Origin of the sequence: Serratia sp. CY71090 (genome assembly GCF_052166845.1) — a bacterium.
In the GTDB taxonomy this organism is placed as follows: Bacteria; Pseudomonadota; Gammaproteobacteria; order Enterobacterales; family Enterobacteriaceae; genus Serratia; species Serratia nematodiphila.
Window position 1 is genome coordinate 260,284 of record NZ_JBJNOA010000003.1, and the last position, 20,551, is coordinate 280,834.

23 protein-coding genes are annotated in these 20,551 nt (G+C 61.1%); 13 read left to right on the forward strand and 10 right to left on the reverse strand.

The annotated features are described in order from the left end of the window. Positions 1-196 precede the first annotated feature (196 nt). From ACJ8OK_RS07585 to ACJ8OK_RS07595, 3 genes are all read left to right on the forward strand, one after another. Positions 197-1,222 carry a MerR family transcriptional regulator gene (locus ACJ8OK_RS07585; protein WP_442530489.1) on the forward strand — a complete coding sequence of 342 codons (1,026 nt, stop codon included), beginning with the start codon at positions 197-199 and terminating at the stop codon, positions 1,220-1,222. A gap of 111 nt (positions 1,223-1,333) precedes the next feature. Continuing rightward, positions 1,334-1,873 (forward strand): GNAT family N-acetyltransferase, encoded by a 540-nt coding sequence (locus tag ACJ8OK_RS07590; RefSeq protein ID WP_015377049.1) that lies wholly within the window; start codon positions 1,334-1,336, stop codon positions 1,871-1,873. Positions 1,874-1,976: 103 nt separating this feature from the next. After that, a complete protein-coding gene (locus ACJ8OK_RS07595; RefSeq protein ID WP_016928643.1) occupies positions 1,977-2,060 on the forward strand; it encodes a membrane protein in 84 nt (27 codons plus the stop codon). Between the two features lie 42 nt (positions 2,061-2,102). Here ACJ8OK_RS07595 and ACJ8OK_RS07600 read toward each other — a convergent pair whose 3' ends face one another. The 3 genes from ACJ8OK_RS07600 to ACJ8OK_RS07610 all read right to left on the reverse strand — a co-directional run bounded on the left by ACJ8OK_RS07600 (position 2,103) and on the right by ACJ8OK_RS07610 (position 4,579). Beyond that, positions 2,103-3,023 (reverse strand): DUF808 domain-containing protein, encoded by a 921-nt coding sequence (locus tag ACJ8OK_RS07600; RefSeq protein WP_442530490.1) that lies wholly within the window; start codon positions 3,021-3,023, stop codon positions 2,103-2,105. 102 nt (positions 3,024-3,125) lie between these two features. Then, positions 3,126-4,124, reverse strand: coding sequence for an alpha/beta fold hydrolase (locus ACJ8OK_RS07605; protein ID WP_442530491.1), 999 nt, complete (start codon positions 4,122-4,124; stop codon positions 3,126-3,128). Positions 4,125-4,174: 50 nt separating this feature from the next. Further along, positions 4,175-4,579 (reverse strand): VOC family protein, encoded by a 405-nt coding sequence (locus ACJ8OK_RS07610; protein ID WP_033633845.1) that lies wholly within the window; start codon positions 4,577-4,579, stop codon positions 4,175-4,177. 76 nt (positions 4,580-4,655) lie between these two features. On the opposite strand from ACJ8OK_RS07610, the gene ACJ8OK_RS07615 reads away from it, so the two are divergent. Continuing rightward, positions 4,656-5,111: a GNAT family N-acetyltransferase gene (locus ACJ8OK_RS07615; protein WP_442530492.1), complete on the forward strand. Its 456-nt coding sequence runs from the start codon at positions 4,656-4,658 to the stop codon at positions 5,109-5,111. A 34-nt stretch (positions 5,112-5,145) separates the two neighbouring features. Here ACJ8OK_RS07615 and pbpG read toward each other — a convergent pair whose 3' ends face one another. The 3 genes from pbpG to ACJ8OK_RS07630 form a co-directional block, all read right to left on the reverse strand. Next, positions 5,146-6,075, reverse strand: coding sequence for a D-alanyl-D-alanine endopeptidase (pbpG, locus tag ACJ8OK_RS07620; RefSeq protein WP_015377045.1), 930 nt, complete (start codon positions 6,073-6,075; stop codon positions 5,146-5,148). A gap of 151 nt (positions 6,076-6,226) precedes the next feature. Beyond that, complete coding sequence (locus tag ACJ8OK_RS07625) at positions 6,227-7,330, reverse strand: adenosylhomocysteinase (RefSeq protein ID WP_033633846.1); 1,104 nt, start codon at positions 7,328-7,330, stop codon at positions 6,227-6,229. Between the two features lie 45 nt (positions 7,331-7,375). Beyond that, positions 7,376-8,320, reverse strand: coding sequence for a GlxA family transcriptional regulator (locus ACJ8OK_RS07630; protein ID WP_442530493.1), 945 nt, complete (start codon positions 8,318-8,320; stop codon positions 7,376-7,378). Between the two features lie 91 nt (positions 8,321-8,411). Between ACJ8OK_RS07630 and ACJ8OK_RS07635 the strand changes: the two genes are divergently transcribed. Both ACJ8OK_RS07635 and ACJ8OK_RS07640 read left to right on the forward strand, forming a co-directional pair. Beyond that, positions 8,412-9,089 (forward strand): DJ-1/PfpI family protein, encoded by a 678-nt coding sequence (locus tag ACJ8OK_RS07635; RefSeq protein WP_015377042.1) that lies wholly within the window; start codon positions 8,412-8,414, stop codon positions 9,087-9,089. Between the two features lie 50 nt (positions 9,090-9,139). After that, entirely contained in the window at positions 9,140-9,703 is a 564-nt protein-coding gene (locus ACJ8OK_RS07640) for a DedA family protein (RefSeq protein WP_033633849.1), read from the forward strand. A gap of 16 nt (positions 9,704-9,719) precedes the next feature. On the opposite strand, the gene ACJ8OK_RS07645 is transcribed toward ACJ8OK_RS07640, so the two are convergent. Next, positions 9,720-10,613, reverse strand: coding sequence for a LysR family transcriptional regulator (locus ACJ8OK_RS07645; RefSeq protein WP_033633850.1), 894 nt, complete (start codon positions 10,611-10,613; stop codon positions 9,720-9,722). A 112-nt stretch (positions 10,614-10,725) separates the two neighbouring features. On the opposite strand from ACJ8OK_RS07645, the gene ACJ8OK_RS07650 reads away from it, so the two are divergent. Both ACJ8OK_RS07650 and ansP read left to right on the forward strand, forming a co-directional pair. Then, positions 10,726-11,163 (forward strand): PACE efflux transporter, encoded by a 438-nt coding sequence (locus tag ACJ8OK_RS07650; RefSeq protein ID WP_016928654.1) that lies wholly within the window; start codon positions 10,726-10,728, stop codon positions 11,161-11,163. 434 nt (positions 11,164-11,597) lie between these two features. Beyond that, positions 11,598-13,064, forward strand: a complete 1,467-nt coding sequence (ansP, locus tag ACJ8OK_RS07655; RefSeq protein ID WP_156865302.1) for an L-asparagine permease — start codon at positions 11,598-11,600, stop codon at positions 13,062-13,064. Positions 13,065-13,102: 38 nt separating this feature from the next. On the opposite strand, the gene ACJ8OK_RS07660 is transcribed toward ansP, so the two are convergent. Beyond that, the gene (locus ACJ8OK_RS07660) at positions 13,103-13,882 is read right to left on the reverse strand and encodes a HalD/BesD family halogenase (RefSeq protein WP_015377040.1); all 780 of its coding nucleotides are present in this window, start codon (positions 13,880-13,882) and stop codon (positions 13,103-13,105) included. A gap of 117 nt (positions 13,883-13,999) precedes the next feature. On the opposite strand from ACJ8OK_RS07660, the gene ACJ8OK_RS07665 reads away from it, so the two are divergent. Continuing rightward, positions 14,000-14,896: a LysR substrate-binding domain-containing protein gene (locus ACJ8OK_RS07665; RefSeq protein ID WP_033633852.1), complete on the forward strand. Its 897-nt coding sequence runs from the start codon at positions 14,000-14,002 to the stop codon at positions 14,894-14,896. Here the strand turns inward: ACJ8OK_RS07665 and ACJ8OK_RS07670 are convergent. Further along, positions 14,881-15,633: an SDR family NAD(P)-dependent oxidoreductase gene (locus ACJ8OK_RS07670; protein ID WP_082996983.1), complete on the reverse strand. Its 753-nt coding sequence runs from the start codon at positions 15,631-15,633 to the stop codon at positions 14,881-14,883. The genes ACJ8OK_RS07665 and ACJ8OK_RS07670 overlap by 16 nt on opposite strands. Positions 15,634-15,938: 305 nt before the next feature. On the opposite strand from ACJ8OK_RS07670, the gene pyk reads away from it, so the two are divergent. From pyk to ACJ8OK_RS07685, 3 genes are read left to right on the forward strand one after another with little or no spacing between them, the layout of a single operon-like run. Next, complete coding sequence (pyk, locus tag ACJ8OK_RS07675; protein WP_033633853.1) at positions 15,939-17,372, forward strand: pyruvate kinase; 1,434 nt, start codon at positions 15,939-15,941, stop codon at positions 17,370-17,372. Next, a complete protein-coding gene (locus tag ACJ8OK_RS07680) occupies positions 17,372-18,106 on the forward strand; it encodes a TSUP family transporter (RefSeq protein ID WP_085336490.1) in 735 nt (244 codons plus the stop codon). Before pyk ends, ACJ8OK_RS07680 begins: the two co-directional genes overlap by 1 nt. Before the next feature lie 7 nt (positions 18,107-18,113). Next, on the forward strand, positions 18,114-19,046 hold the full coding sequence (locus ACJ8OK_RS07685; RefSeq protein ID WP_015377036.1) for an AEC family transporter: 933 nt from the start codon (positions 18,114-18,116) through the stop codon (positions 19,044-19,046). On the opposite strand, the gene ACJ8OK_RS07690 is transcribed toward ACJ8OK_RS07685, so the two are convergent. Beyond that, the gene (locus ACJ8OK_RS07690) at positions 19,006-19,626 is read right to left on the reverse strand and encodes an HD domain-containing protein (protein WP_082996985.1); all 621 of its coding nucleotides are present in this window, start codon (positions 19,624-19,626) and stop codon (positions 19,006-19,008) included. The two genes, ACJ8OK_RS07685 and ACJ8OK_RS07690, sit on opposite strands and share 41 nt — an antisense overlap. Positions 19,627-19,784: 158 nt before the next feature. Here ACJ8OK_RS07690 and ACJ8OK_RS07695 point away from each other — a divergent pair, with 158 nt between their 5' ends. Next, entirely contained in the window at positions 19,785-20,549 is a 765-nt protein-coding gene (locus tag ACJ8OK_RS07695) for an arylamine N-acetyltransferase family protein (RefSeq protein WP_060558861.1), read from the forward strand. The last annotated feature ends 2 nt before the right edge of the window (positions 20,550-20,551 follow it).

Sequence of the window (20,551 nt, forward strand, 5' to 3'; positions counted from 1 at the left end):
GAAATTGTCGCCGTAGCCGATAAAGGCCCTTATGCTATACCCTCCCTTTCAGGGACCTGCGAAGCCCAGCCATCCAGCTGGGCTTTTGCCTATCAAGCGCCCACCGATTTTTAAAACGTCATCTTTTCTTCCCGCTCTTGACCCTTACGTGGCGTCAGGCTTTAGTATCCCGGCACGCACAAGGGAGGAGCTACATATGTTATTGAAAGTCGGCGAACTGGCGCGCCGTTCCGGCATTACCGTTCGCACACTGCATCACTACGACAGCATTGGCTTGCTGGTCCCTTCTGCGCGTTCCGACGCCGGTTATCGTTTATACAACCGGGCTGACATCACCCGCTTGCACCACATCCAGGCGCTGCGCCGGATGGGCGTTTCGCTGGCGGAAGTCGGGGCAATTCTGGCGCGTTCAGGGCTGGCGCTTCCGGCGGTGATTGAGCAGCAGATCGCCATGTTGGACCAGCAGTTGGCACAGATCGCCGCATTGCGCGGCCGGCTGCAATACATGCATGCCCAACTCTCCACCGGGCACGAACCAGAACTGAACGACTGGCTAACTACGTTGGAGTTAATGACCATGTACGATAAATACTTTACCGCCGATGAGCTGGCGCAACTGCCGTTCTACCAGGCCGATCCCGCCCGCAATCAGGAATGGGCTGCATTGGTGAGCAGCGTGGGACAACTGATGGCGGAAGGCGTCGAACCTCAGGCGCCACAGGCACAGGCGCTGGCGCGCCGCTGGATGCTGATGCTGGAGCGCGACACCGCCGGCAATCCGGCCTTTCTCACCCGGCTGAACGCCATGCACGCCGACGAACCGTCGATGCGCGAACAGACCGGCATTACACCGACGATGACGGACTACATCACCCGCGCCTTTGCCGAAACCAAGCTGGCTGTCTATCAAAAATACCTGTCGGCGGAAGAGTACGCCTATGTGCGTCAACACTATTTCACCCGCCTGCAGGAGTGGCCGGCTCTGATCGCTCAATTCCATCAAGCGATGAACAACGGCATACCGTCCGATTCGCCGGAGGCGGTGCGATTGGCGGCCAGTTGGCTGGCGCTGTTCCAATCCTATGCAGGCACCAACCCGGCGACGCAAATGAAGATCCGCGAAGCGATGGAACGGGAACCCTCGCTGACCGAGGGCACCTGGCTGACTCCGCCGCTTCTGGCCTATCTGCGCCAGGCCGTGACCCGGCTGATGCGCGGTTGACGACCCCATAGGGTTTTCTTATCTCACCATAAGAAAACCCGATTTACCCCGACGGCGAGCGGCGCGCATAATGGCGTTTATCCGCTGATTTTCAAGGTGAACAGACCCGCCATGACGCTCTCCGCTCCCGTACTCAGCCTCCTTGACGCCACACCGGACGATATGGCCGCCGTGCAGCGTATTTACACCCACCACGTGCTGCACGGAGCCGCCTCGTTTGAAGAACAACCGCCGACGCGGGCGGAAATGCAGCTGCGGTTGGCCAAGGTGCAAGCAGCCGGGCTGCCCTGGCTGGTGGCGAAAAGCGAAGGCCGTATTGTGGGCTACTGCTATGCCACGCCGTATCGCCCCCGGCCGGCCTATCGCTTTACCGTGGAAGACTCGGTGTATATCGCCGAAGGGCAGCAGGGCAAAGGCGTCGGCAAGGCGCTGCTGAGCGCGCTGATCGCCCGCTGCGAGCAAGGTCCCTGGCGCCAGATGCTGGCGATCGTCGGCGATTCCGCCGCCAACCGCGGCTCGCTGGCGCTGCACCAGTCGCTCGGCTTTACCAGCGTCGGGACGTTAAAGGCCGTGGGATTCAAGCTGGGGGAATGGCGCGACACCCACATCATGCAGCGCGCGCTGGGCGCGGGCGACAATCAGCATCCTTGAAGGCATGGCGACGCACGATAGGGAGTTAGCGTCTATAGTGAAGAGTGATTTCATTGAGTTAACGCCAATCGCGCGCCAGCTTTAACCGGTAAGGGAGAATCAAATGAAAATTATTCTGTGGATAGTCGCCATCATCTTTATCGTGGGTTTGTTGACGATTACCGGCGTTCTCAAACTGATCTTTTAATGCGCTTAATACGTCCCGCCCCTTCCGGGGCGAGACTTTTCATCATGCCTTGAAACGCGCGCGTACCGCCCCCAGCGCCGATACCACCGCCAGCACCACGCCGCCGGCCACCAGCCCGAACGCCACGTTCAGCAGGGCCGGAACCACACCCTGCAAAAGATGGCCAAACGTCGGCACCACGGTGGTGTACGAGGCCCAATCTTCGAACAGGTGATGCACCGGCGGCAAACCGTGGGTCAGAATACCGCCGCCGACCATAAACATGGCGACAGTGCCGACGATCGACAGCGTTTTCATCAGATAAGGCGCGGCGCGCACGATGCCGCTGCCGATGGCGCGCGCCAACGCGCTGCCTTTGCGGCTCAGATACAGCCCCAGATCGTCCAGCCTGACGATGCCGGCAACAATGCCGTACACGCCGAGCGTCATCACGACGGCGATGCCGCACAAGACGATCACCTGCTGGCTGATGGTGGCGCCGGCGACCGTGCCCAGCGTGATGGCGATGATCTCGGCGGACAGCACAAAGTCGGTGCGTATCGCCCCTTTCACCTTGCGCTTCTCATAGGCTGCGGCATCCTCATTGGCGCCGGGCCCGTCCGATTTTTCCTCCTGCGCCGCCTTGCCGGGGCTCAGGCTGTGGAACACCTTTTCGAACCCTTCGTAGCACAGGTAGGCGCCGCCCACCATCAGCAGCGGCGTAATCGCCCAGGGCGCGAAGGCGCTGATCAAGAGCGCCAACGGCACCAGGATCGCCTTGTTGATCAGCGAGCCTTTAGCGACGCTCCACACCACCGGCAGCTCGCGGTCGGCTTTAACGCCGGTGACCTGCTGCGCGTTGAGCGCCAGATCGTCCCCCAGCACCCCGGCGGTTTTTTTTGCCGCCATCTTGCTCATTAAAGAGACGTCGTCCAACAACGAGGCGATGTCGTCGATAAGGGTAAGTAAGCTACTTCCTGCCAAAATGATTCATCCTTTTCATATTCACGGGCCATTCTATGTTTAGCATAGCGGTAAAGCGTCATAAAAGGATATGGGAGGATCTCGGAAAATGCCGGGCGGGCGTTAAGCCCCCTCGCCCGCCAGCCCCTCATCGGATCCGATAGCGGACACACGCGAGATATGTTGAAGGACAAGGCGATGGGCATCAAAGACGCACGATAAATGCGTGCTGCCTTCAAGCAAACCAAATGCCACATGCACGCTGCCATGCTGTTCGACGAAGCGCTGCATGGATTGCGCATTGAACAACTCATCCTGCGCTGCCGCCAGCAGCAAGGTCGGCAATCGCAGCGCCGCCAGCTGCTTCGCCGGGGCACGCGGCGTCAGCGCGTTAGCCATATTGACGCTGTATTGGCAGACAAAATCGGGGGCGGCGGCCAGCACAGGCGGGGGAAAATTCAGGCTGACCGCCCGAGATTGCCCGAACCATCGCCCACCGCTGAGCGCATTGGCCACAAAGGGCCATTGGCGCACCTGAGCAAAACGGGCCGCCGCCGTCAGATCGCGGGCTATCCCGGAAAATGGCCCCAGCTCCGACGCCAGCATGATCAGGCTGTCCGCCTGCTGCTCGCCAGGATAACGGGTCAGGTAGTTGAGCAACATCCCGGCGCCGCTGGAATGGCCCAGCAGGTGCCTGCGCGCCAACGGAAAACGGCGGCGCATTTCCGCCAGGATGACATCGACATCGCGCCAAATACGCTCAGGCCGCTCAACCGTCCCCCGCTCTCCCGCGGAATCGCCGTGCCCGCGGATGTCCACCAGGCACACCGCGAGCGTTGGCACGGCGGCCAACTGGCGCGCAAGAACGTCATACCCGGCGGCGCTGTTAACCCCGCCGCCGTGATAAACCACGATCGCGTCTTCACTCTCGGCAGCGTGCCGATACAGGCGATAGCTCAACCCCTCGACGCAACCGGGCGACATGTCCACATGCCCGCCCGGCCACTCGCCGTAAGACTTCGCTTGCTCAACATAGCGGTCAAAATCAATCAAAGCGCACCTTTCCATGATGTTGTCGGTATTTCCTACGGCAGAGAACCTTGCCGCCATGGCGATGAACATATGAAACAACAGCAGGCGCTACCATGCCTTTTGCACGCCGCGCGCTGAGTTCAGGGCAGATCGCCCGCCGGCACATTGAGCTGCCAGGAGAGGCCGAAACGATCGTTCAGCCAACCGAAACGGGCGCTGAAGCCGTAGTCATCGAGCGGCATCAGCACCTTGCCGCCCTCCGCCAGCCGGTGAAAGGCCTGTTCAAGCGCCTCTTCGTTAGGCAGGTTGATGAACAACGACACCGCCGGGGTAAAGCTGAAGTCATGGCTGATCGGGCTATCGGTAAACACCAGGTTCTGCCGATCAAAATCGATGGACGCATGCTTAATCAACCGCCGGCCGTCCGGCGTCGGATCGTAATGCTGCACCTGCATGAGCCGAAAACGCTCGAACACCTGGCTGTAAAGGTCGATCGCCCGCTGCGCCTCTCCCTGGAACATGACAAAGGTCGAAACCTGACTCATAACATCCCCTCCGACAATCGTTGTGGTATTAATGGAGGATAGCGGATTACCGTTGAAGCGGCGGAAAGGAGCAATCATGAGCATCATTCATCGCCTGGCGCAGCCGGACGATCTCAACGGCCTGTTAGCCTTGTATCGCGAGCTGCGCCCGCAGGACGCGCCGCTGCGCGCCGACGACGCGCGCCGTGCCCTGCAACGCCTGCTGGACGATCCGGCGATCCGCCTGGTGGTGGCGGCGGACGAGGAACAGCCGATCGCCACCTGCATGCTGGCGCTGATCCCGGGGCTGGCGCATCAGGCGCAGCCGTTCGGCGTCATCGAGCACGTGGTGACGGCGGAGCCCTATCGCGGCCACGGCGTGGCGCTCGCGATGGTCGAATACGCGCTGCAGCTGGCCTGGCGCAAGGGCTGTTATAAGGTGATGCTGCTGTCGGGACAGCAACGCACCGGCGCGCACCAGCTTTATCTCAAAGCGGGTTTCGACGGCGATCGCGAGCGGGGATTTGTCATCAGGCGGGCCGAGGGCCGATAGCGGCCTGCAGCAAAAGAGCAGGCCGCCAGGCGGGTTATTCGCTGTCGTTCTTCGCCAGACGGGCGTCTTTTTGGCGGCGATAGTCGCGGGCGGCGGCCGGGATCGGCGTCACCTTGCCGGTTTCAATCCAGCTGCGCAGACGGTTGGCATCGGCGAAGTGAGTGTATTTGCCGAAGGCGTCCAGCACCACCAGCGACACCGAGCGGTTACCGATCATGGTGCGCATCGCCAGGCAGTGCCCCGCCTGGTTGGTGAAACCGGTCTTGGTCAGCTGAATGTTCCACTTCGGGTTGTACACCAGGTGGTTAGTGTTGCGGAACGGCAGCGTGTAGTTCGGATCCTTGAAGCTGGCCATGCGCTCGGTCGTGGTGCTGAGCTGGCCGATCAACGGGTATTGCTTGGTGGCGATCAGCAGTTTGGTCAGATCGCGCGCCGTCGACACGTTATGAATAGAGAGCCCGGTCGGTTCCACGTAATGGGTGTTGGTCATACCCAGCGCCCTGGCCTTGGCGTTCATCGCTTTGATGAAGGCGTTGTAGCCCCCCGGATAGTGGTGCGCCAGGCTGGCGGCCGCGCGGTTTTCCGACGACATCAGCGCCAGCAGCAGCATATCTTTGCGGCTAATTTCACTGTTCAGCCGCACCCGTGAATACACCCCTTTCATCTCCGGCGTCTGGTGGATGTCCACCGACAGCATCTCGTCGAGCGGCAGGTGCGCGTCCAACGTGACCATGGCGGTCATCAGCTTGGTGATCGAGGCGATCGGCACCACTTCATCCGGGTTGCGCGCGTACATCACCTTATGGGTTTGCATATCGACGACCATCGCGCTGCCGGAGGCCAGCTCAGGCTGGGTGGCGTGCAGGGCGGCAGCGTTGTCGCTGGCCAGCGCGCGCGGCGCAAAGCCTGCGCCCGCCTGCAAAGCGAGCAGGGTCAGAACCAAAACACGTATTTTCACAGGCATTACTCTGAAATGGGGGCTTGAACTCAGCGAATTATATGTGAGGGTTCAGCGCTTGGCACTGGGATTATAGGGCGGATTTGTGACAAATTCTGTCGGCCGAAAATCGGCACAGCCCGCGGGCGCTCTGGGATGAACGCCCGCGTAGAAAAAGTTACAGCGCCGGCTGCCAGGCCGACTGCGGCAACAGGTACAACCCCGGCGTTTGCCGCGCCCCTGCGCCGACGATATGGCCGATGCCGGCCGCCATCACCGCCAGCGTGACGTCGAAGGCATTGAGGCTGTCGCCGTAGCCGGCGGTCAGGTTGAACATCGAACCGTTGGCCAGCAAATAGACCGTCTTCTCATTGAGTTGGTAGGCGTTCACATAAGGCATCGGCTCGTGGTGCGGCAGGCCTTTGAGGAAGCCGACGTCGATCTCTTCCGCCACGTGGCCGACGTTGAGGATAAACACGCCGTCCTGCGCCTGCTGCAGATGCTGCGCCGAGAGCACGTTTTTCGCGCCGGTCGCGGTGGCGATCACGTCCGCCTGCGCGACCCCGCTCGCCAGATCCACCACCTGCCAGCCGTCATAACGCGCCTGCAGCGCACGCGCCGGATCGATTTCCGCCACCATCACCTGGCCGCCGTAGGCCCTGGCCGCGGCCGCCGTTCCCTGCCCGACCAGGCCGTAGCCAATCACCAGCACGCGCTTTTCATGCAGCGTCAAATGGGTGGTCTGGAAGAAGGTGTGCCAGGCGGTCAGCCCAACCATATGCCGATTGTGCAGCCCTTCTTTCACCGGCAGATCGTCCCAGTTGAAGATCGGGTAGCGCGGCGCCACGCCGTTTAACCGATTGATGCCCGATCCGGTGGCCTCCAGCCCGGCGACGATCTGCGGGCCGTTCGGCGATTGGTGCAAACGGGTGGTCAAATCCGCTCCCATTTCGCACAGGTGGGTCGGCTGCCAGGCCAACGCGCGATCGAAAGATTCCGACCATTCGCCGGCGCTCATGTCACGCCAGGCATAGGCCTGCGCGCCCCGCCGTTCCAGCCAGGCCACCACGTCGTCCTGCACCGTAGTGGGATTGCAGGTGGTCAGGAAGATCGCTGCGCCCTTGTCCAGCAGGCCGGCCACCAGCGGCGCCATTTTCAGATCCAGGTGCATATTGCACGCCAGCCGCACCCCGTGCAGGTCCGGCAACGCCGCCACCGCCGCCCGGGTGCGCGGCATATGACGCGTCGCCCAGCTCAATTCGCTCTCAAAATCCTGATACATCCGTTGCTCCTCTGGTGCGCCCCGCCGCCAGGCGTGGCAAAAAAGTTATCCCGCGCGGCCGAGCCGGCGGATCGCCTGCGGCGACAGGCCAAATACGCGGATAAACGCCCGCCTCATGCGTTCCGGATCGCTGAACCCCACCGAACGGGCGATCGCTTCCAGCGGCTCGGCGCTCTCTTCGATGCGCACCCTGGCCGCCTCGACCCGCAATTGCTCGACCACCATGGCCGGCGTCTGCCCGGTTTCAGCGCGGAACAGCCGGCCGAACTGACGCTCGCTCAGGCAGGCGGCGTCGGCCAGATCCGCCACCGACAGCGGCTGGTGCAAATGTTCGCGCGCGTACGACAGCGCGGCGCGCATGCGATCCGACGACGGGTTCAGCGCCAGCAACAGCGAATACTGCGACTGCCCGCCGGGGCGGCGGTGATAGACCACCAGCTGCCGCGCCACGGCCGCCGCCAGGGTGGCGCCCAGATCGTCCTCGATCAGCGCCAACGCCAGATCGATGCCGGCGCTGATGCCCGCCGAGGTCCAGATATCGCCGTCGCGGATGAAAATGCGGTTGCTGTCGACGCGGATACGCGGATAACTCTGCTGCAGCCGCGCCGCATGATACCAGTGAGTGGTGGCGCGTTTGCCGTCCAGCAGCCCGCAGGCCGCCAGAATAAACGCCCCGGTGCACACGCTGGCGATGCGCCGCGCTCGTCGGCGTTGGCTGGCCAGGAACGCCGCCAGCGCCGGTGACTGCGCCGCCATCACGTTGCCGCTGCCGCCGGCCACCACCAACGTATCAAAACGCTCGTCGCCGCACGGCTGCGTGGCGATTTCCACCCCGGCCGAGCTGGCGACCATGCCGCCCTGCGGCGAGATCGCCACGCAGCGGTAGGCCGGCGGGTCAGTGAACTGGTTGACGTTATCGAACGCCGCCAGCGGGCCGGCAAAGTCCAGCAGGTTGAAACCGGGAAAAACCACAAAACCGATCGTTTTCATGATGGCGCTTTTTGAGGGTTATCTGTCATATCAGCCAAAAACAGGGCGGCTATTATGGCCCAGGTCCAACGATAAAAATGAGGCGAATGTCATGTCTGAACCACTCGTGATTGTATTTCCCATCTATCAAGGCGTCACCCAGCTCGATTTCACTGGCCCACTGCAGTTTCTGCGCCGCATGCCGGGCGCGGAAATCATCGTCGCTTCAGTAGACGGCGCGGATGTCGAGTCGGAAGGCTTGCACTTCACCCAGCTGCGCCCGCTGCCGGAGATCGCACGCTGCGATGTGCTGTGCGTGCCGGGCGGCAGCGGCTGCACCCAAGCGCTGCAGGATAAAGCATTCATGCAGCAAATCCGGCGGCTGGGCGCCGATGCCCGCTATCTGACTTCGGTATGCACCGGTTCGCTGATCCTGGCCGCCGCCGGCCTGCTGCCGGGCAAACGCGCCGCCTGCCACTGGTCGATGCGCGACAGCCTGAAGCTGTTCGGCGCCATACCCAGCGCTGCACGCGTAGAGCGTGACGGCAACGTGATCAGCGGCGGCGGCGTCACCGCCGGCATCGATTTCGCGCTGGCGCTGATCGCCGAACTGCACGGCGAAGACACCGCCCAAATGATCCAGCTCTATCTGGAATACGCCCCGGCACCGCCGTTCGAGGGCGGCACGCCGGAATTGGCCCCGCCGCACATTTACGCCAGGGTACAGGCGCAGATGGCGGAGAGCCTTCAGCGGCGCAGAGCGTTGGTGGCCCAGATCGCCCAAGGTTAGCAATCGGGCGTATACTTGCCCTTATGCGTCAGCCACATAAGGAGTAAGGAATGACAGATTTGGCCCACTACATTACGGACTATGGCTACTGGGCGTTGTTTATCGGCTGCCTGGCGGAAGGGGAAACCATCACGCTGCTGGGCGGCATCGCCGCCCATGAAGGGCTGTTGCACTGGCCGTGGGTGATCGCAGTGGTGGCGCTGGGCGGCATGATGGGAGACCAACTGCTGTACTTCGCCGGCCGCCGGTTTGAAGGCCGCGTCATCTCGCGGCTCAAGGGACAGGAAAAGCGCATCGCGCGCGCCAGAAGGCTGATCGCCCGCCACCCGATGCTGTTCGTTATCGGGGTGCGTTTCATGTACGGTTTCCGCATCATCGGCCCGGTGTTGATCGGCGCCAGCCGCCTGCCGCCGTCGCGCTTCGTGCCGCTCAATATCCTCGGCGCCATTTTATGGGCGACGATCTTCGTCATGCTCGGTTATTTTGGCGGCCAGGCGATCGAACGCTTCGTTACCGGCTTCGACAAAAAGCTCTCCAGCCTGCTGTTTGTCGCGCTGGCGATCGCCGCCATTCTGCTGGTGCGCTTCTGGTGGCGCAAACGCCACGCGGAGTGAGCAAACGCAGCGGGCGTCAGCTTTCCTGCGGCGCCGCGCGCATCAGCTCGACCAGCTCGCGCGCCGCTTTGTCCAACGGGCGGTTCTTCAGCCAGATCAAATGCATCGGCAAGCGCAGCTCGTTCTTGGTGTTTTTGAATTTCAGCCGCACCAGACGCCCCTGCGCCAGCAGCGGCTCGGCCAGCGACAGCGGGAAGTTGCCCCAGCCCAGGCCCGCCTCCACCATGTTCAGCGCCATCGGCAGGCTGTCGGTGCGCCAGTACGCCTCCGCCACCTGCGGACGCAGATCGCCGATCGGCAGATCGCGGCTGGCCACCATGATCTGCCGCACGTTGACCAGATCCTCGAGAAACAGCTCACCCGCCGCGCCGTCCAGCGCCGGGTGCTGCGGCGACAGCATCGCCACCAGCGACTCCGCGCCGACGAAGTGGAACTGCTCCGCGCTATTGATGTTCAGCCCGCCGAACGCCAGACAAACACCGATGCGCCCCTCGTGCAGCATGTGCAGCACGTCGTCCTGCGGCGCGCTGAGCACTTCAATGTTCAGCAGCGGATAACGCTGCGACAGCGTTTTCACCGCCGCCAGCAGGCCGGCGCCGTTGATATCCGACGCCACGCCGATCGAAAGCCGACTCTCCAGCCCCTGGGACAGTTCGATGGCGTGCACCTGCAGCTGCTTGAGCTGCCCGGCGATCAGGCGGGCATGCGGCGCCAGAGCCAGCGCCAGCGCGGTCGGCGTCGGTTCACGGTGAGAACGGTCGAACAAGGCGAAACCGAGCTCCGCCTCCATGTTGGCGATGGCCATGCTGACGGCGGAGGGCACGCGCCGCAGCGCGCGGGCGGCGGCGGAAAACGAGCCGCGATCGAGCACCGCCAAAAACAGTTCGATATTGTCGCTGGAGAAATTCATTGTTTTATCTGTCAGTAAAACTGACAACTCCTGACTTTTTCTATCAATGTGATTGACGTTATCTTAGCCGCCGTCGCCACAGAGGCAACTAAAAACAGATCGGGAGAAAACGATGCAAGGCGTCAAACGCAAACTGGTGTATGTCACCGCTTATGAAATCATCGGTATGGCGATCTCGGCGCTGGGGTTGGCGCTGCTGTCGGGCCATGCGCCGAGCAGCACCGGGCCGCTGGCGGTGGTGATCACCACCATCGCGGTCAGCTGGAACTTTATTTACAACTATTTATTCGAGTGGTGGGAAAGCCGCCAGGCGTCGCGCACCCGCACGCTCAAACGCCGCATTTTGCACGCCGTCGGCTTTCAGCTGACGCTGGTGGTGTATCTGATCCCGCTGATCGCCTGGTGGATGGGCATCACGCTGTGGCAGGCGCTGCTGCTGGATATGGCGCTGATCGTCATCATTCCTTGCTACACCTTCCTGTTTAACTGGGCGTTCGACAAGCTGTTCGGTCTGCCCGCATCGGCCCTGCCGGCCGGTGAATCGGCCTAAGACTCGTTACGCGCCAACCGACCCGCTGCTTTATCCCATTTTCTGCGCGGGTCGCCATTTCCTTCCCCCCTTATTTCTCACCGCGAAATATAAGAACAACACCCTGTAATTTGCACGGTAATTATTATTTTGTGATTTTAATCACTTTTTATTCCTCGATATTTCCGTCTTGATAAAACATCACATCTTTTTGAATAATATATCCTTTTATATTTGGATTAAAAAATAAACACACTTGTTCACGTTTTATGCGCAGTATTTTTTGCCACCATTACGGAGAAAAGGTAGCATGCTTCGCCGTTATTTTAGTGATGGCTGTATACACAATAAACAGCGGAATGATGCCACGACCTCATTCTCAAGACGATTGGTCATAGCAATCGTTTGCTCTCATTAAGAGCAGGGTTAACATAGACAGGTAAACAGGACGGATAATGCACTCACAAAAAAAGTCGGCGGATGACAAACACGCCGCCAGAAGACGCTGGCTAGACTCTCATGAATCCGGTTATCACAAAAGCATGGGCAACCGGCAAATCCAAATGATCGCCATCGGCGGCTCCATCGGCACCGGCTTGTTCCTCGGGACCGGCGGCCGTCTCGAACTGGCCGGGCCGGCGCTGGCGCTGGTCTATCTGGTGTGCGGGATCTTCTCTTTCTTCATCCTGCGCGCGCTGGGCGAACTGGTGCTGCATCGCCCTTCCAGCGGCAGCTTCGTTTCTTACGCCCGCGAATTCCTCGGCGAAAAAGCCTCTTACGTCGCCGGTTGGATGTATTTCCTCAACTGGGCGATGACCGGCATCGTCGACATCACCGCCGTGGCGCTGTACATGCACTACTGGGGCACCTTCGCCGACGTGCCGCAGTGGCTGTTCGCCCTCGGCGCGCTCGGTATCGTCGCCACCATGAACATGATCGGCGTGAAGTGGTTCGCCGAGATGGAGTTCTGGTTCGCGCTGATCAAGGTCGCCGCCATCGCGCTGTTCCTGATTGTCGGCGTCGTCTTCCTCGGCACCGGCACCCCGGTCGCCGGCCACACCACCGGCATGCACCTGATCACCGAAAACGGCGGCATGTTCCCGCACGGCCTGTTGCCTGCTCTGGTACTGGTGCAAGGGGTGATCTTCGCCTTCGCCGGCATCGAGCTTATCGGCACCGCCGCCGGCGAGTGTAAAGATCCGGCCAAAATGATGCCTAAAGCGATCAACAGCGTGATCTGGCGTATCGGCCTGTTCTACGTCGGCTCCGTGGTGCTGCTGGTGCTGCTGCTGCCGTGGAACGCCTATCAGGCCGGCCAAAGCCCGTTCGTCACCTTCTTCAGCAAGCTGGGCGTGCCTTACATCGGCACCATCATGAACATCGTGGTGTTGACCGCCGCGCTGTCCAGCCTCAACTCCGGCCTCTACTCCACCGGCCGCATCCTGCGTTCGCTGGCGATGGGCGGCTCCGCGCCGAAGCTGATGGCCAAAATGAGCAGCCAGCAGGTGCCTTACGCCGGCATCCTGGTCACCTGCGGCATCTACGTGATCGGCGTGGTGCTCAACTACCTGGTGCCGGCGCAGGTGTTCGAGATCGTGCTGAACATCGCCTCGCTGGGCATCATCGCCTCCTGGGCGTTTATCATCGTTTGCCAGATGCGCCTGCGCAAAGCCGTGCGCGAAGGCCGCGCTCAGCCGGTGTCGTTCAGAATGCCGGGCGCGCCGTTCACTTCGTGGCTGACGCTGGCGTTCCTGCTGATCGTGGTGGTAATGATGGCCTTCGACTACCCGAACGGCACCTGGACCATCGCCACCATTCCGGTGTTGGCGGTGCTGCTGACGCTGGGCTGGTTCGGCCTGCGCAAACGCGCGCAGGAAGTGAAGCTGGAACAGCAGGCTCACGAAGAGCAGAACCCGCACTGAATCGACAAACCGCCCTCCGGGGCGGTTTTTTTTATCCGCTATAACCGCCCGTAGAACGTCATTCTGGCGCTTTCCGACAGCATCACGTCCGGCTGCGCATTGTAGGCCAACACCACCAGCATGCGCGTGGTGTCGCCTTCGGTCGGCGTCACCCGGTGCATGGCGTTGCGCCCGCGAAACAGCACCAAATCCCCCTCCTCCATCGCCAGCCGTTTGACCGCCCGCTCGCCGTCCAGCACCTGCGTGACCCCGGCATAGTTCATCTCGCCGCGATCGGCGTCGCGCAGGTTCTCCACGTATTCGAAGCGCCCGCCCGCCTGCGGTTTCTGGATCAGCAGCGTGATGGCGAACGAGGAGTTGTCAAAATGCCAGCCCAGCTCCTGACCGGTATGGGCGTAATGCAGATTGATCGACGACAGCCGATCGGCGTAGGGGTAGAGCTGCGCCTCGCCCAGCACCGCACACAGGAACGCGCGAAACGCCGGGGCATCGTACAGCGCGCGCAGCGGCGACTGCGGCGGAATATCCTCGTCGGTAATGCAGCCCTTGGACGACACCACCAGCCGGTTGCGCGCATGGTCGGCCGGCAGCGCGTCGTCCTGCGGCCGTAGATACACGTTGTGTTTGCTGGTGGCGTAAAACGCCGCATGGTGCTGTTCGGCGCCTTCCAGCCGCACCGTCGCCAGCGCGGCTTCGCGCAGAAATCCCGGCAGCACCAGCGCGCCGGCGCGCGCCAGCGTTTGTCGGCAGCGGGCGCGGAACGCGGCGTCATCGATGGGATGGGCGGACAGATCGATAATATCGGCAAGTGGCGGCATGACGTTCCCCTCGTGTGCGAAAGCCGGATGCCTCTCACTGTAGCGAATGCCGCATTGCCGCCATAACAAAAATACGTTATGGATAAGCTAACGAATTCTTAGCGATAAGCCCTGCTCATGCACTCACCGTCCCGTGCGCGCTTGCCCAAGCTGAGCGCCATTCTGGCGTTCGAAACCGCCGCTCGCACCGGCAGCCTGGCCCGTGCGGCGGATGCGCTGGCGCTGACCGCCGCCGCCGTCAGCCAGCAGATCCGCCAGCTCGAACAACATCTGGGCATCACGCTGTTCATTCGCGCCAAAAGCGGCGTCACGCTGACCGAACAGGGCGCGGACTACCTGGCCTACGTGCAGGAGGCGTTTGAAACGCTGCGCGTGGCGCAGCAACACGTCGAACGCCAGCGCGGCAAACAGGCGCTGACGGTGTTCGCCCTGCCGGCGTTGGCCTCCAAATGGCTGAACCCGGCGCTGGGCGACTGGCTGGCGCAGTGCCCCGACGGCGATCTGCGACTGCACGCGACCCATGCGGCGGTCGATTTCGCCCATTCGGCGGCGGATTTCGCCCTGTGCTTCGGCGATCAGGATTACCCGCTGCTGGAAAAGGTGCAGCTGTTTCAGGATCGGGTGCAGCCGGTATGCAGCCCGGCGCTGCGCGATCGCGGCGACTGGACGCAGCTGCCGCTGATCCACGTCGACTGGGGCAAGGAGAGCCAGTTTCTGCCGGGCTGGCACGAGTGGTTCACCGCCGCCGATCGGTCGCCGCCGCCGCGGCGCGGGCTGACCTATAACCTGACCTCGCTGGCCATCGACGCCGCCGTACAAGGGCGCGGGGTGCTGCTCGGCCAGCGGCGGCTGATCGCCCGTGAACTGGCGGAGGGCCGGCTGGTCACCCTGGCCGAACCGGCGCTGCCGCTCAGCAAACCCTACTACGTGGTTTACCCGCCGCGCACGCTGGAAAAACCCGGCGCAGCGGCGTTTCTGAGCTGGTTGCAGGCGCTGGCTCAGCACGCGGTATAACCGCCGTCGATGCTGTAAAACGCGCCGGTGGTGAAACTGCTGTCGTCCGAAAGCAGGAAGGCCACCGTTTTCGCCACCTCTTCCCGCGTCGCCATTCTCCCCATCGGGTGCGAAGCGGCCATCTGCGCCCGCGCCGACGCCGGCAGTTCCCCCATCGCCGGCGTATCTACATAACCCGGCCCGACGGCGTTGACGCGCACACCGCGCGTAGCGAATTCCAGCGCCGCCGAGCGCGTCAGGCCCAGCACGCCATGCTTGGCGGCGGTATAGGGCGCAATCCCGGCAATGCCCACCACGCCGTTGGCGGAAGAGAGGTTCACCACTGCCCCGCCGCCGCCGGCGACGATCGCCGGCAGGCCGTACTTCATGCCGAAAAACGTGCCGCTCAGGCAGGTGGCGATCACCTCATGCCAATCTTCGACCGCGTACCGATCGATATCCACCTCGTGCGGGCCGGTGATCCCGGCGTTGTTGACCAGCAGATGCAGCGCGCCGCAGCGCCGCACGATCTCTTCAATACCCTGCTGCACCGACTGCGCGTCGCGCACGTCCATCCGCAACATCATCACCCGCCGGCCGTCGGGATCGAGCCGCGCGGCGGCGGCGGCGAGAGGCGCAGCATGTCGGCCGGTCATCACCACCGTGGCTCCGCGCCGAAACAGCTCGGCGGCGATCGCTTCGCCAATGCCGGTGGACGCGCCGGTCACCAGCGCCACCCGATGTTTGAAATCTTGCATAGCCGTTCTCCTGCAAAGTTGAGTTCAAGGGGAACAGGCTAGCGCCGGCAAGTGACAGTTTGCGGCAGCAGTGATGCCCAACGCGGCGAGGAATAAAAGGAGTAATGCTTATCAATATTTTATCTATACGATGGAAGTAAATTGTATAACCATTTTATTTTCATCATTAAATGTGTAAGGCGCACCCACTCTGACGCCAAAACTCATTATAACTTTTTATATATTAGTTAGATTAAACCCCTATTTTCCCCGCTGTCACAAAACTGTCATAGATAAATGCATCTTAACTTTTCGGAGCATTTATCATGGCAAAGACTCGCATTATCGCTACCATCGGCCCCGCCTCTCGCCACATCAACACGTTGGCAGCGCTGGAAAAAGCCGGCATGTCCGTCGCCCGATTGAACGGTTCGCACAACACGCTCGACTGGCATGCGGAAACCATCGCCCTGCTGCGTAAAACGTTGCCGGATACGCCGGTGCTGTTGGACATTCCCGGTAGAAAAATCCGCACATTGCAACTGAAACACGAACCCTCATTCACTAAAGGGCAAACGCTGATCCTCACGACCGATACCTCGCATAACGGGGAGGAAAAAGTCCCGGTGGGGTACGGCCGGTTGCATGAACGGCTGACGGTGGGCGATAAGGTTTTCGCCGATGATGGCACCCTCTCGTTTCAGGTCGTTAACATCGTCGATCGGGACATCCACCTGCGGGCCGACATGGACGGCCAACTGAAAAGCCGCAAAGGCATCAATGTGCCTGGCATCGATCTCGGGCAGGCGCTGATAACGGAGAAAGATCGCGACATGATCGCCTTCGCCAAAGCGCATCAAGTGGACTACATCGGCATAAGCTTCGTCGAAAGCGCGGCACACATCAACGCGATCAGAACGCTGATCGGAGGCGATACGCCCCGCATCGTGGCGAAAGTGGAAAACAGCGGCGGCATAGAGCATCTGGAGGAAGTCATCGCCGCCGCCGACGTTATCATGATCGATCGCGGCGATCTGGCGGTGGAAACCTCGATCGACCGCGTTTCTCTCTACCAAAAACAGATCCTCCGAGCCGCCTCCCATGCGGGCAAACCCACCATCGTGGCGACGGAATTGCTGCACAGCATGATAGAGAACCCGCTGCCAACCAAAGCGGAGGTCAGCGACATCACCAACGCGGTGCTGGATGGCGCCGCGGCGGTGATGCTCTCCGGTGAAACCGCCGTAGGCCGCTATCCTCTGGAGGCCGTTGCCCGTATCGCCAGCGTAGCCCATCAGGCGGAACAGCATTTAGCGCATGCGCCCCACTCATCCCCCCCTGCGCAGGTTGACGATATTCGACAGGCTGTCGGCGCTCTTATCCGCGCCTTGCCGATCTCCCGGGTGGTGGTGTTTTCTCGCACAGGTTACAGCGTGCGCATCGCCGCCATGGCCAACATCGGCCTCCCGATCGTCGCATTCGGCAACGATGCGGCGACGGTGCGCAGCTGGAATATGCTGCCAGGCATCACCGGCCTGACATTGCCTCGGATCGATCTGACACAGCCGGAAACCGAACGTTTGGCTCTGAATGTCCTGTCAGACAATGGATTGATAAATCGGCACGATGTTTTGCTGCTGGTCAGCGCCCAGCAAGACAATCAGCATATCAGCGGGAATATCTTGCGCACGCTCAGCGCCGATGCCTACCTGCAATCTGACGCGGCGCGGGAACCTCACCGGAAAGAAGAGGTGGCCTGATGGATAATCATGCGTTGTTCTATCTGGTGATTGCGCTATTTGCCGTGATCCAATCGGTTTTCGGCATGGGCATCTTGGTGTTCGGTACACCGACGCTATTAATGCTGGGCGTTGATTTCTCCTCCGTACTTGGGCTACTGCTGCCGTCGTCGGTGCTGATCTCTCTGACGCAGACGCTTGGCGCCCGACGAATTGCTTTTCCCGCTCGCGAAAAGGTCAATATGCTGATTTGCGCCATTTTCGTCATTCTGGCGCTGAGCCTGGTCTTGCATTCGACGCTGAAGATGAATGTCGATCTGCTGGTGGGCGCCATCCTGCTGTTTTCCGCCTTGATGCGCTTTCATCTGTCACTGCAGGAAACCGTGAAGCATTATCTCGGCAAACATCAGCGCGCTTATGTCGCAGTCATGGGCCTGATACATGGCGTCACCAACATGGGTGGCGCCTTGCTGGCACTCTACGCTACCGCCAGCCATCGCGAGAAACTGGAGATAAGAACCACCGTCTCCCGTTACTACCTGATGTTCGGTTTAATCCAATTGGCCACGCTGGCCTGCATTAAATGGCAAGCCCTGAACCTCGACGGTTTCGCCGCGGCACCGCTGGCTCTGCTGGTGTATCTGGTCGTCGGCAATCTGCTGTTCAAGAGGGCCAGCGCTCCCGTTTATGAAAAAATGGTAACCGGCTTTATTGCCTTCTATGGCGTGGCCGTTCTCACTAAAGGCTATTTATAGGCTCCCCATGACGACGACTCTCTTTTCTCTGATCCCGGTGATATTTTTAATCGCCATGGGATTCACTCTGCGGCACAAAAACCTGATCGATCGGGCTTTCTGGCTGCCCTGCGAGAAGTTGAACTACTTTTATCTCTTCCCGGCGCTGATGTTTATTCAGGTCGGCAAAGCCGACCTGAGCCAGTTTCCGGTACGGCCGATCGCCCTGTCGGTCCTGGGAGCCGTGTTGATCGGCGCCTTGTCGTTGTACCTCTGGCGAATCTGGCTAAAACAGCCCGGGCCGGTTTTCTCTTCCGTCATACAGGGCGCTCTGCGCCCCAATACCTACATCGGGGTTGCCGCAGCAGCGGCGACTTTCGGCCACACCGGCCTGACGGTGACCTCAATCAGCATCGCCGTCGCCATCCCGCTGTTGAACGTGGCCTCGATTGTCATACTGATGCATTACGGCCAGGGCTCCCGCCCCGGCGGCAGACAGATCGCCAAAGCGCTGGGGAAAAACCCAGTGATCCTTTCGGTCTTGGCCGGTCTGGCCTTCAATGCCAGCGGCTGGTCGCTCGGCACGGCGCTGGAGAACATTCTCACCATTCTCGGCGGCGCCTCTCTGCCGTTGGGGTTGCTGGCGGTCGGCGCGGGGCTGGATATCAAGGCGGCGCGTACGGCACAGGGCCCCGTACTGCAATCGACCTTCGTCAAGTTACTGCTGGTACCGCTGTTGACGCTGGGAATCGGCATCACCCTGGGCATCTCCGGCCCGGTGCTGGCGACTATCGTCCTGTTTAACGCCTTACCCTGTACACCTTCCGCCTACATCATGGCGAAACTGCTGGGCGGCGATCATCGCTTGTCGGCCGGTATCATCACGATCCAAACGTTGCTGGCGGCGGTCACCATTCCTGTTATTTTGCTGTTGACCCAGTTTTCAGCTCATCCAGCTTAAGATGGGCCTCATACTTCCGCCACAACGCGTCGAACCAGCCGTCGTCTCCATGACGATCGTTGATGCGCTCGACCGCTTCCGCACACTGTCGGCGGGCCAAGGCCAACAGGCCGGCCTCGCCCGCCGATAAAACAGCCAATAAGCGCGCCATTTCCACCAGATAGTGACGGGCAAAGGAGACATCGTAATCGGTAATGTTTTTGCTGTTGTCAATCAAGTCGCACAGTTTGATGGTCTGCGCTTCCGCACAGGCCTGCGCGCTGTGCCGCAGATTGGCATTTTTACGGTGCAGACGCTCACCGCCGTAGCTGCGAGGCTGCACGTCGGTCAACATTTCCACATAACGCTCGACCGTCGGACCGAATTCTCGCCGGATATCCGCCAGGGTCACCGCCGTATCTTCTACCGTATCATGCAGCCAGGCAGCGGCGACCATTTCTGGCGTCGGCTTAGCCCGCTGCAGCAAATCCACCACCGCCGCGGGGTGCACGATATACGGCTCCCCGGTGAACTTGCGCCGCTGATTGCAGGCATGGTGAGCGTCATTGGCAAATCGCTGCGCTTTCAAGGTTAAATCCATACTTTCTCCTTATCCATATCGATTCAGTCTAACGGCAGCCATGCTGACATCTGAGTCGATTTGGTTATGAGTTATGCCGACAACGCAGCACGTAATGCGCTCACAAACGCCGCAAAGCCCGCTATTTTATGCCTACTTTTTCTCATGCGAGACACCCTGTGGATACCCAACGCTACCTGCAGCATATCGGCTTTGCCGGCACCGCCCGCCCTGACCTCCCCACGTTGCAACAGCTGCACCATCGCCACATGCTGAGCGTCCCGTTCGAGAACCTGAGCATTATTTATCATCAGGGTATTCAGCTGGCGCCCGAAGCGCTGTTCAGCAAGGTGGTCGAGCGTAACCGCGGCGGTTTCTGTTATGAGCTGAACACGCTGTTCGCCCTGCTGTTGCGGGAGATCGGTTTCAAGGTGAGCTTTATCTCCGGCGAGATCCGCGCGCGCGACGGCCATTTCGGCCCGCCCTACGACCATCTGGCGCTGCGGGTGGATCTGGCGGGGCAGGCCTGGCTGGTGGATGTCGGTTTCGGCGATTCCTTCCTGACGCCGCTGAAGATCGTCGTCGCCGAGCCGCAACCGCAGGCCAGCGGCACTTTCCACCTGGAACGGGAAGGCGACTATTACCTGCTGGAGCGCCGCAACGGCGACCAACGCTCACATGCCAAGACCCTGTATCGCTTTACCGTTCAGCCGCGCGAGTTGCCTGAGTTCGACGAGATGTGCCGATTCCACAGCACCTCGCCGCAGTCGCACTTCACCCAGCGCCTGGTGTGTTCACGGCCGACGGAGCACGGCCGGGTGACCCTCAGCGACATGAAGCTGATCGTGACCGAAGATCACCAGCGCCACGAAACGACGTTGCATTCGGAAGAGGAACGGCGCGCCGTACTGTGGCAGCATTTCGCCATCGATTTGGAGCGTTGACG

Excerpts from the sequence above, each read along its gene's own strand:
- ACJ8OK_RS07585 (WP_442530489.1), top strand. The coding sequence starts at position 197 with ATGTTATTGAAAGTCGGCGAACTGGCGCGCCGTTCCGGCATTACCGTT.
- ACJ8OK_RS07590 (WP_015377049.1), top strand. The coding sequence starts at position 1,334 with ATGACGCTCTCCGCTCCCGTACTCAGCCTCCTTGACGCCACACCGGAC.
- ACJ8OK_RS07595 (WP_016928643.1), top strand. The coding sequence starts at position 1,977 with ATGAAAATTATTCTGTGGATAGTCGCCATCATCTTTATCGTGGGTTTG.
- ACJ8OK_RS07605 (WP_442530491.1), bottom strand. The coding sequence starts at position 4,124 with ATGTTCATCGCCATGGCGGCAAGGTTCTCTGCCGTAGGAAATACCGAC.
- ACJ8OK_RS07610 (WP_033633845.1), bottom strand. The coding sequence starts at position 4,579 with ATGAGTCAGGTTTCGACCTTTGTCATGTTCCAGGGAGAGGCGCAGCGG.
- ACJ8OK_RS07615 (WP_442530492.1), top strand. The coding sequence starts at position 4,656 with ATGAGCATCATTCATCGCCTGGCGCAGCCGGACGATCTCAACGGCCTG.
- pbpG (WP_015377045.1), bottom strand. The coding sequence starts at position 6,075 with ATGCCTGTGAAAATACGTGTTTTGGTTCTGACCCTGCTCGCTTTGCAG.
- ACJ8OK_RS07625 (WP_033633846.1), bottom strand. The coding sequence starts at position 7,330 with ATGTATCAGGATTTTGAGAGCGAATTGAGCTGGGCGACGCGTCATATG.
- ACJ8OK_RS07630 (WP_442530493.1), bottom strand. The coding sequence starts at position 8,320 with ATGAAAACGATCGGTTTTGTGGTTTTTCCCGGTTTCAACCTGCTGGAC.
- ACJ8OK_RS07635 (WP_015377042.1), top strand. The coding sequence starts at position 8,412 with ATGTCTGAACCACTCGTGATTGTATTTCCCATCTATCAAGGCGTCACC.
- ACJ8OK_RS07640 (WP_033633849.1), top strand. The coding sequence starts at position 9,140 with ATGACAGATTTGGCCCACTACATTACGGACTATGGCTACTGGGCGTTG.
- ACJ8OK_RS07645 (WP_033633850.1), bottom strand. The coding sequence starts at position 10,613 with ATGAATTTCTCCAGCGACAATATCGAACTGTTTTTGGCGGTGCTCGAT.
- ACJ8OK_RS07650 (WP_016928654.1), top strand. The coding sequence starts at position 10,726 with ATGCAAGGCGTCAAACGCAAACTGGTGTATGTCACCGCTTATGAAATC.
- ansP (WP_156865302.1), top strand. The coding sequence starts at position 11,598 with ATGCACTCACAAAAAAAGTCGGCGGATGACAAACACGCCGCCAGAAGA.
- ACJ8OK_RS07660 (WP_015377040.1), bottom strand. The coding sequence starts at position 13,882 with ATGCCGCCACTTGCCGATATTATCGATCTGTCCGCCCATCCCATCGAT.
- ACJ8OK_RS07665 (WP_033633852.1), top strand. The coding sequence starts at position 14,000 with ATGCACTCACCGTCCCGTGCGCGCTTGCCCAAGCTGAGCGCCATTCTG.
- ACJ8OK_RS07670 (WP_082996983.1), bottom strand. The coding sequence starts at position 15,633 with ATGCAAGATTTCAAACATCGGGTGGCGCTGGTGACCGGCGCGTCCACC.
- pyk (WP_033633853.1), top strand. The coding sequence starts at position 15,939 with ATGGCAAAGACTCGCATTATCGCTACCATCGGCCCCGCCTCTCGCCAC.
- ACJ8OK_RS07680 (WP_085336490.1), top strand. The coding sequence starts at position 17,372 with ATGGATAATCATGCGTTGTTCTATCTGGTGATTGCGCTATTTGCCGTG.
- ACJ8OK_RS07685 (WP_015377036.1), top strand. The coding sequence starts at position 18,114 with ATGACGACGACTCTCTTTTCTCTGATCCCGGTGATATTTTTAATCGCC.
- ACJ8OK_RS07690 (WP_082996985.1), bottom strand. The coding sequence starts at position 19,626 with ATGGATTTAACCTTGAAAGCGCAGCGATTTGCCAATGACGCTCACCAT.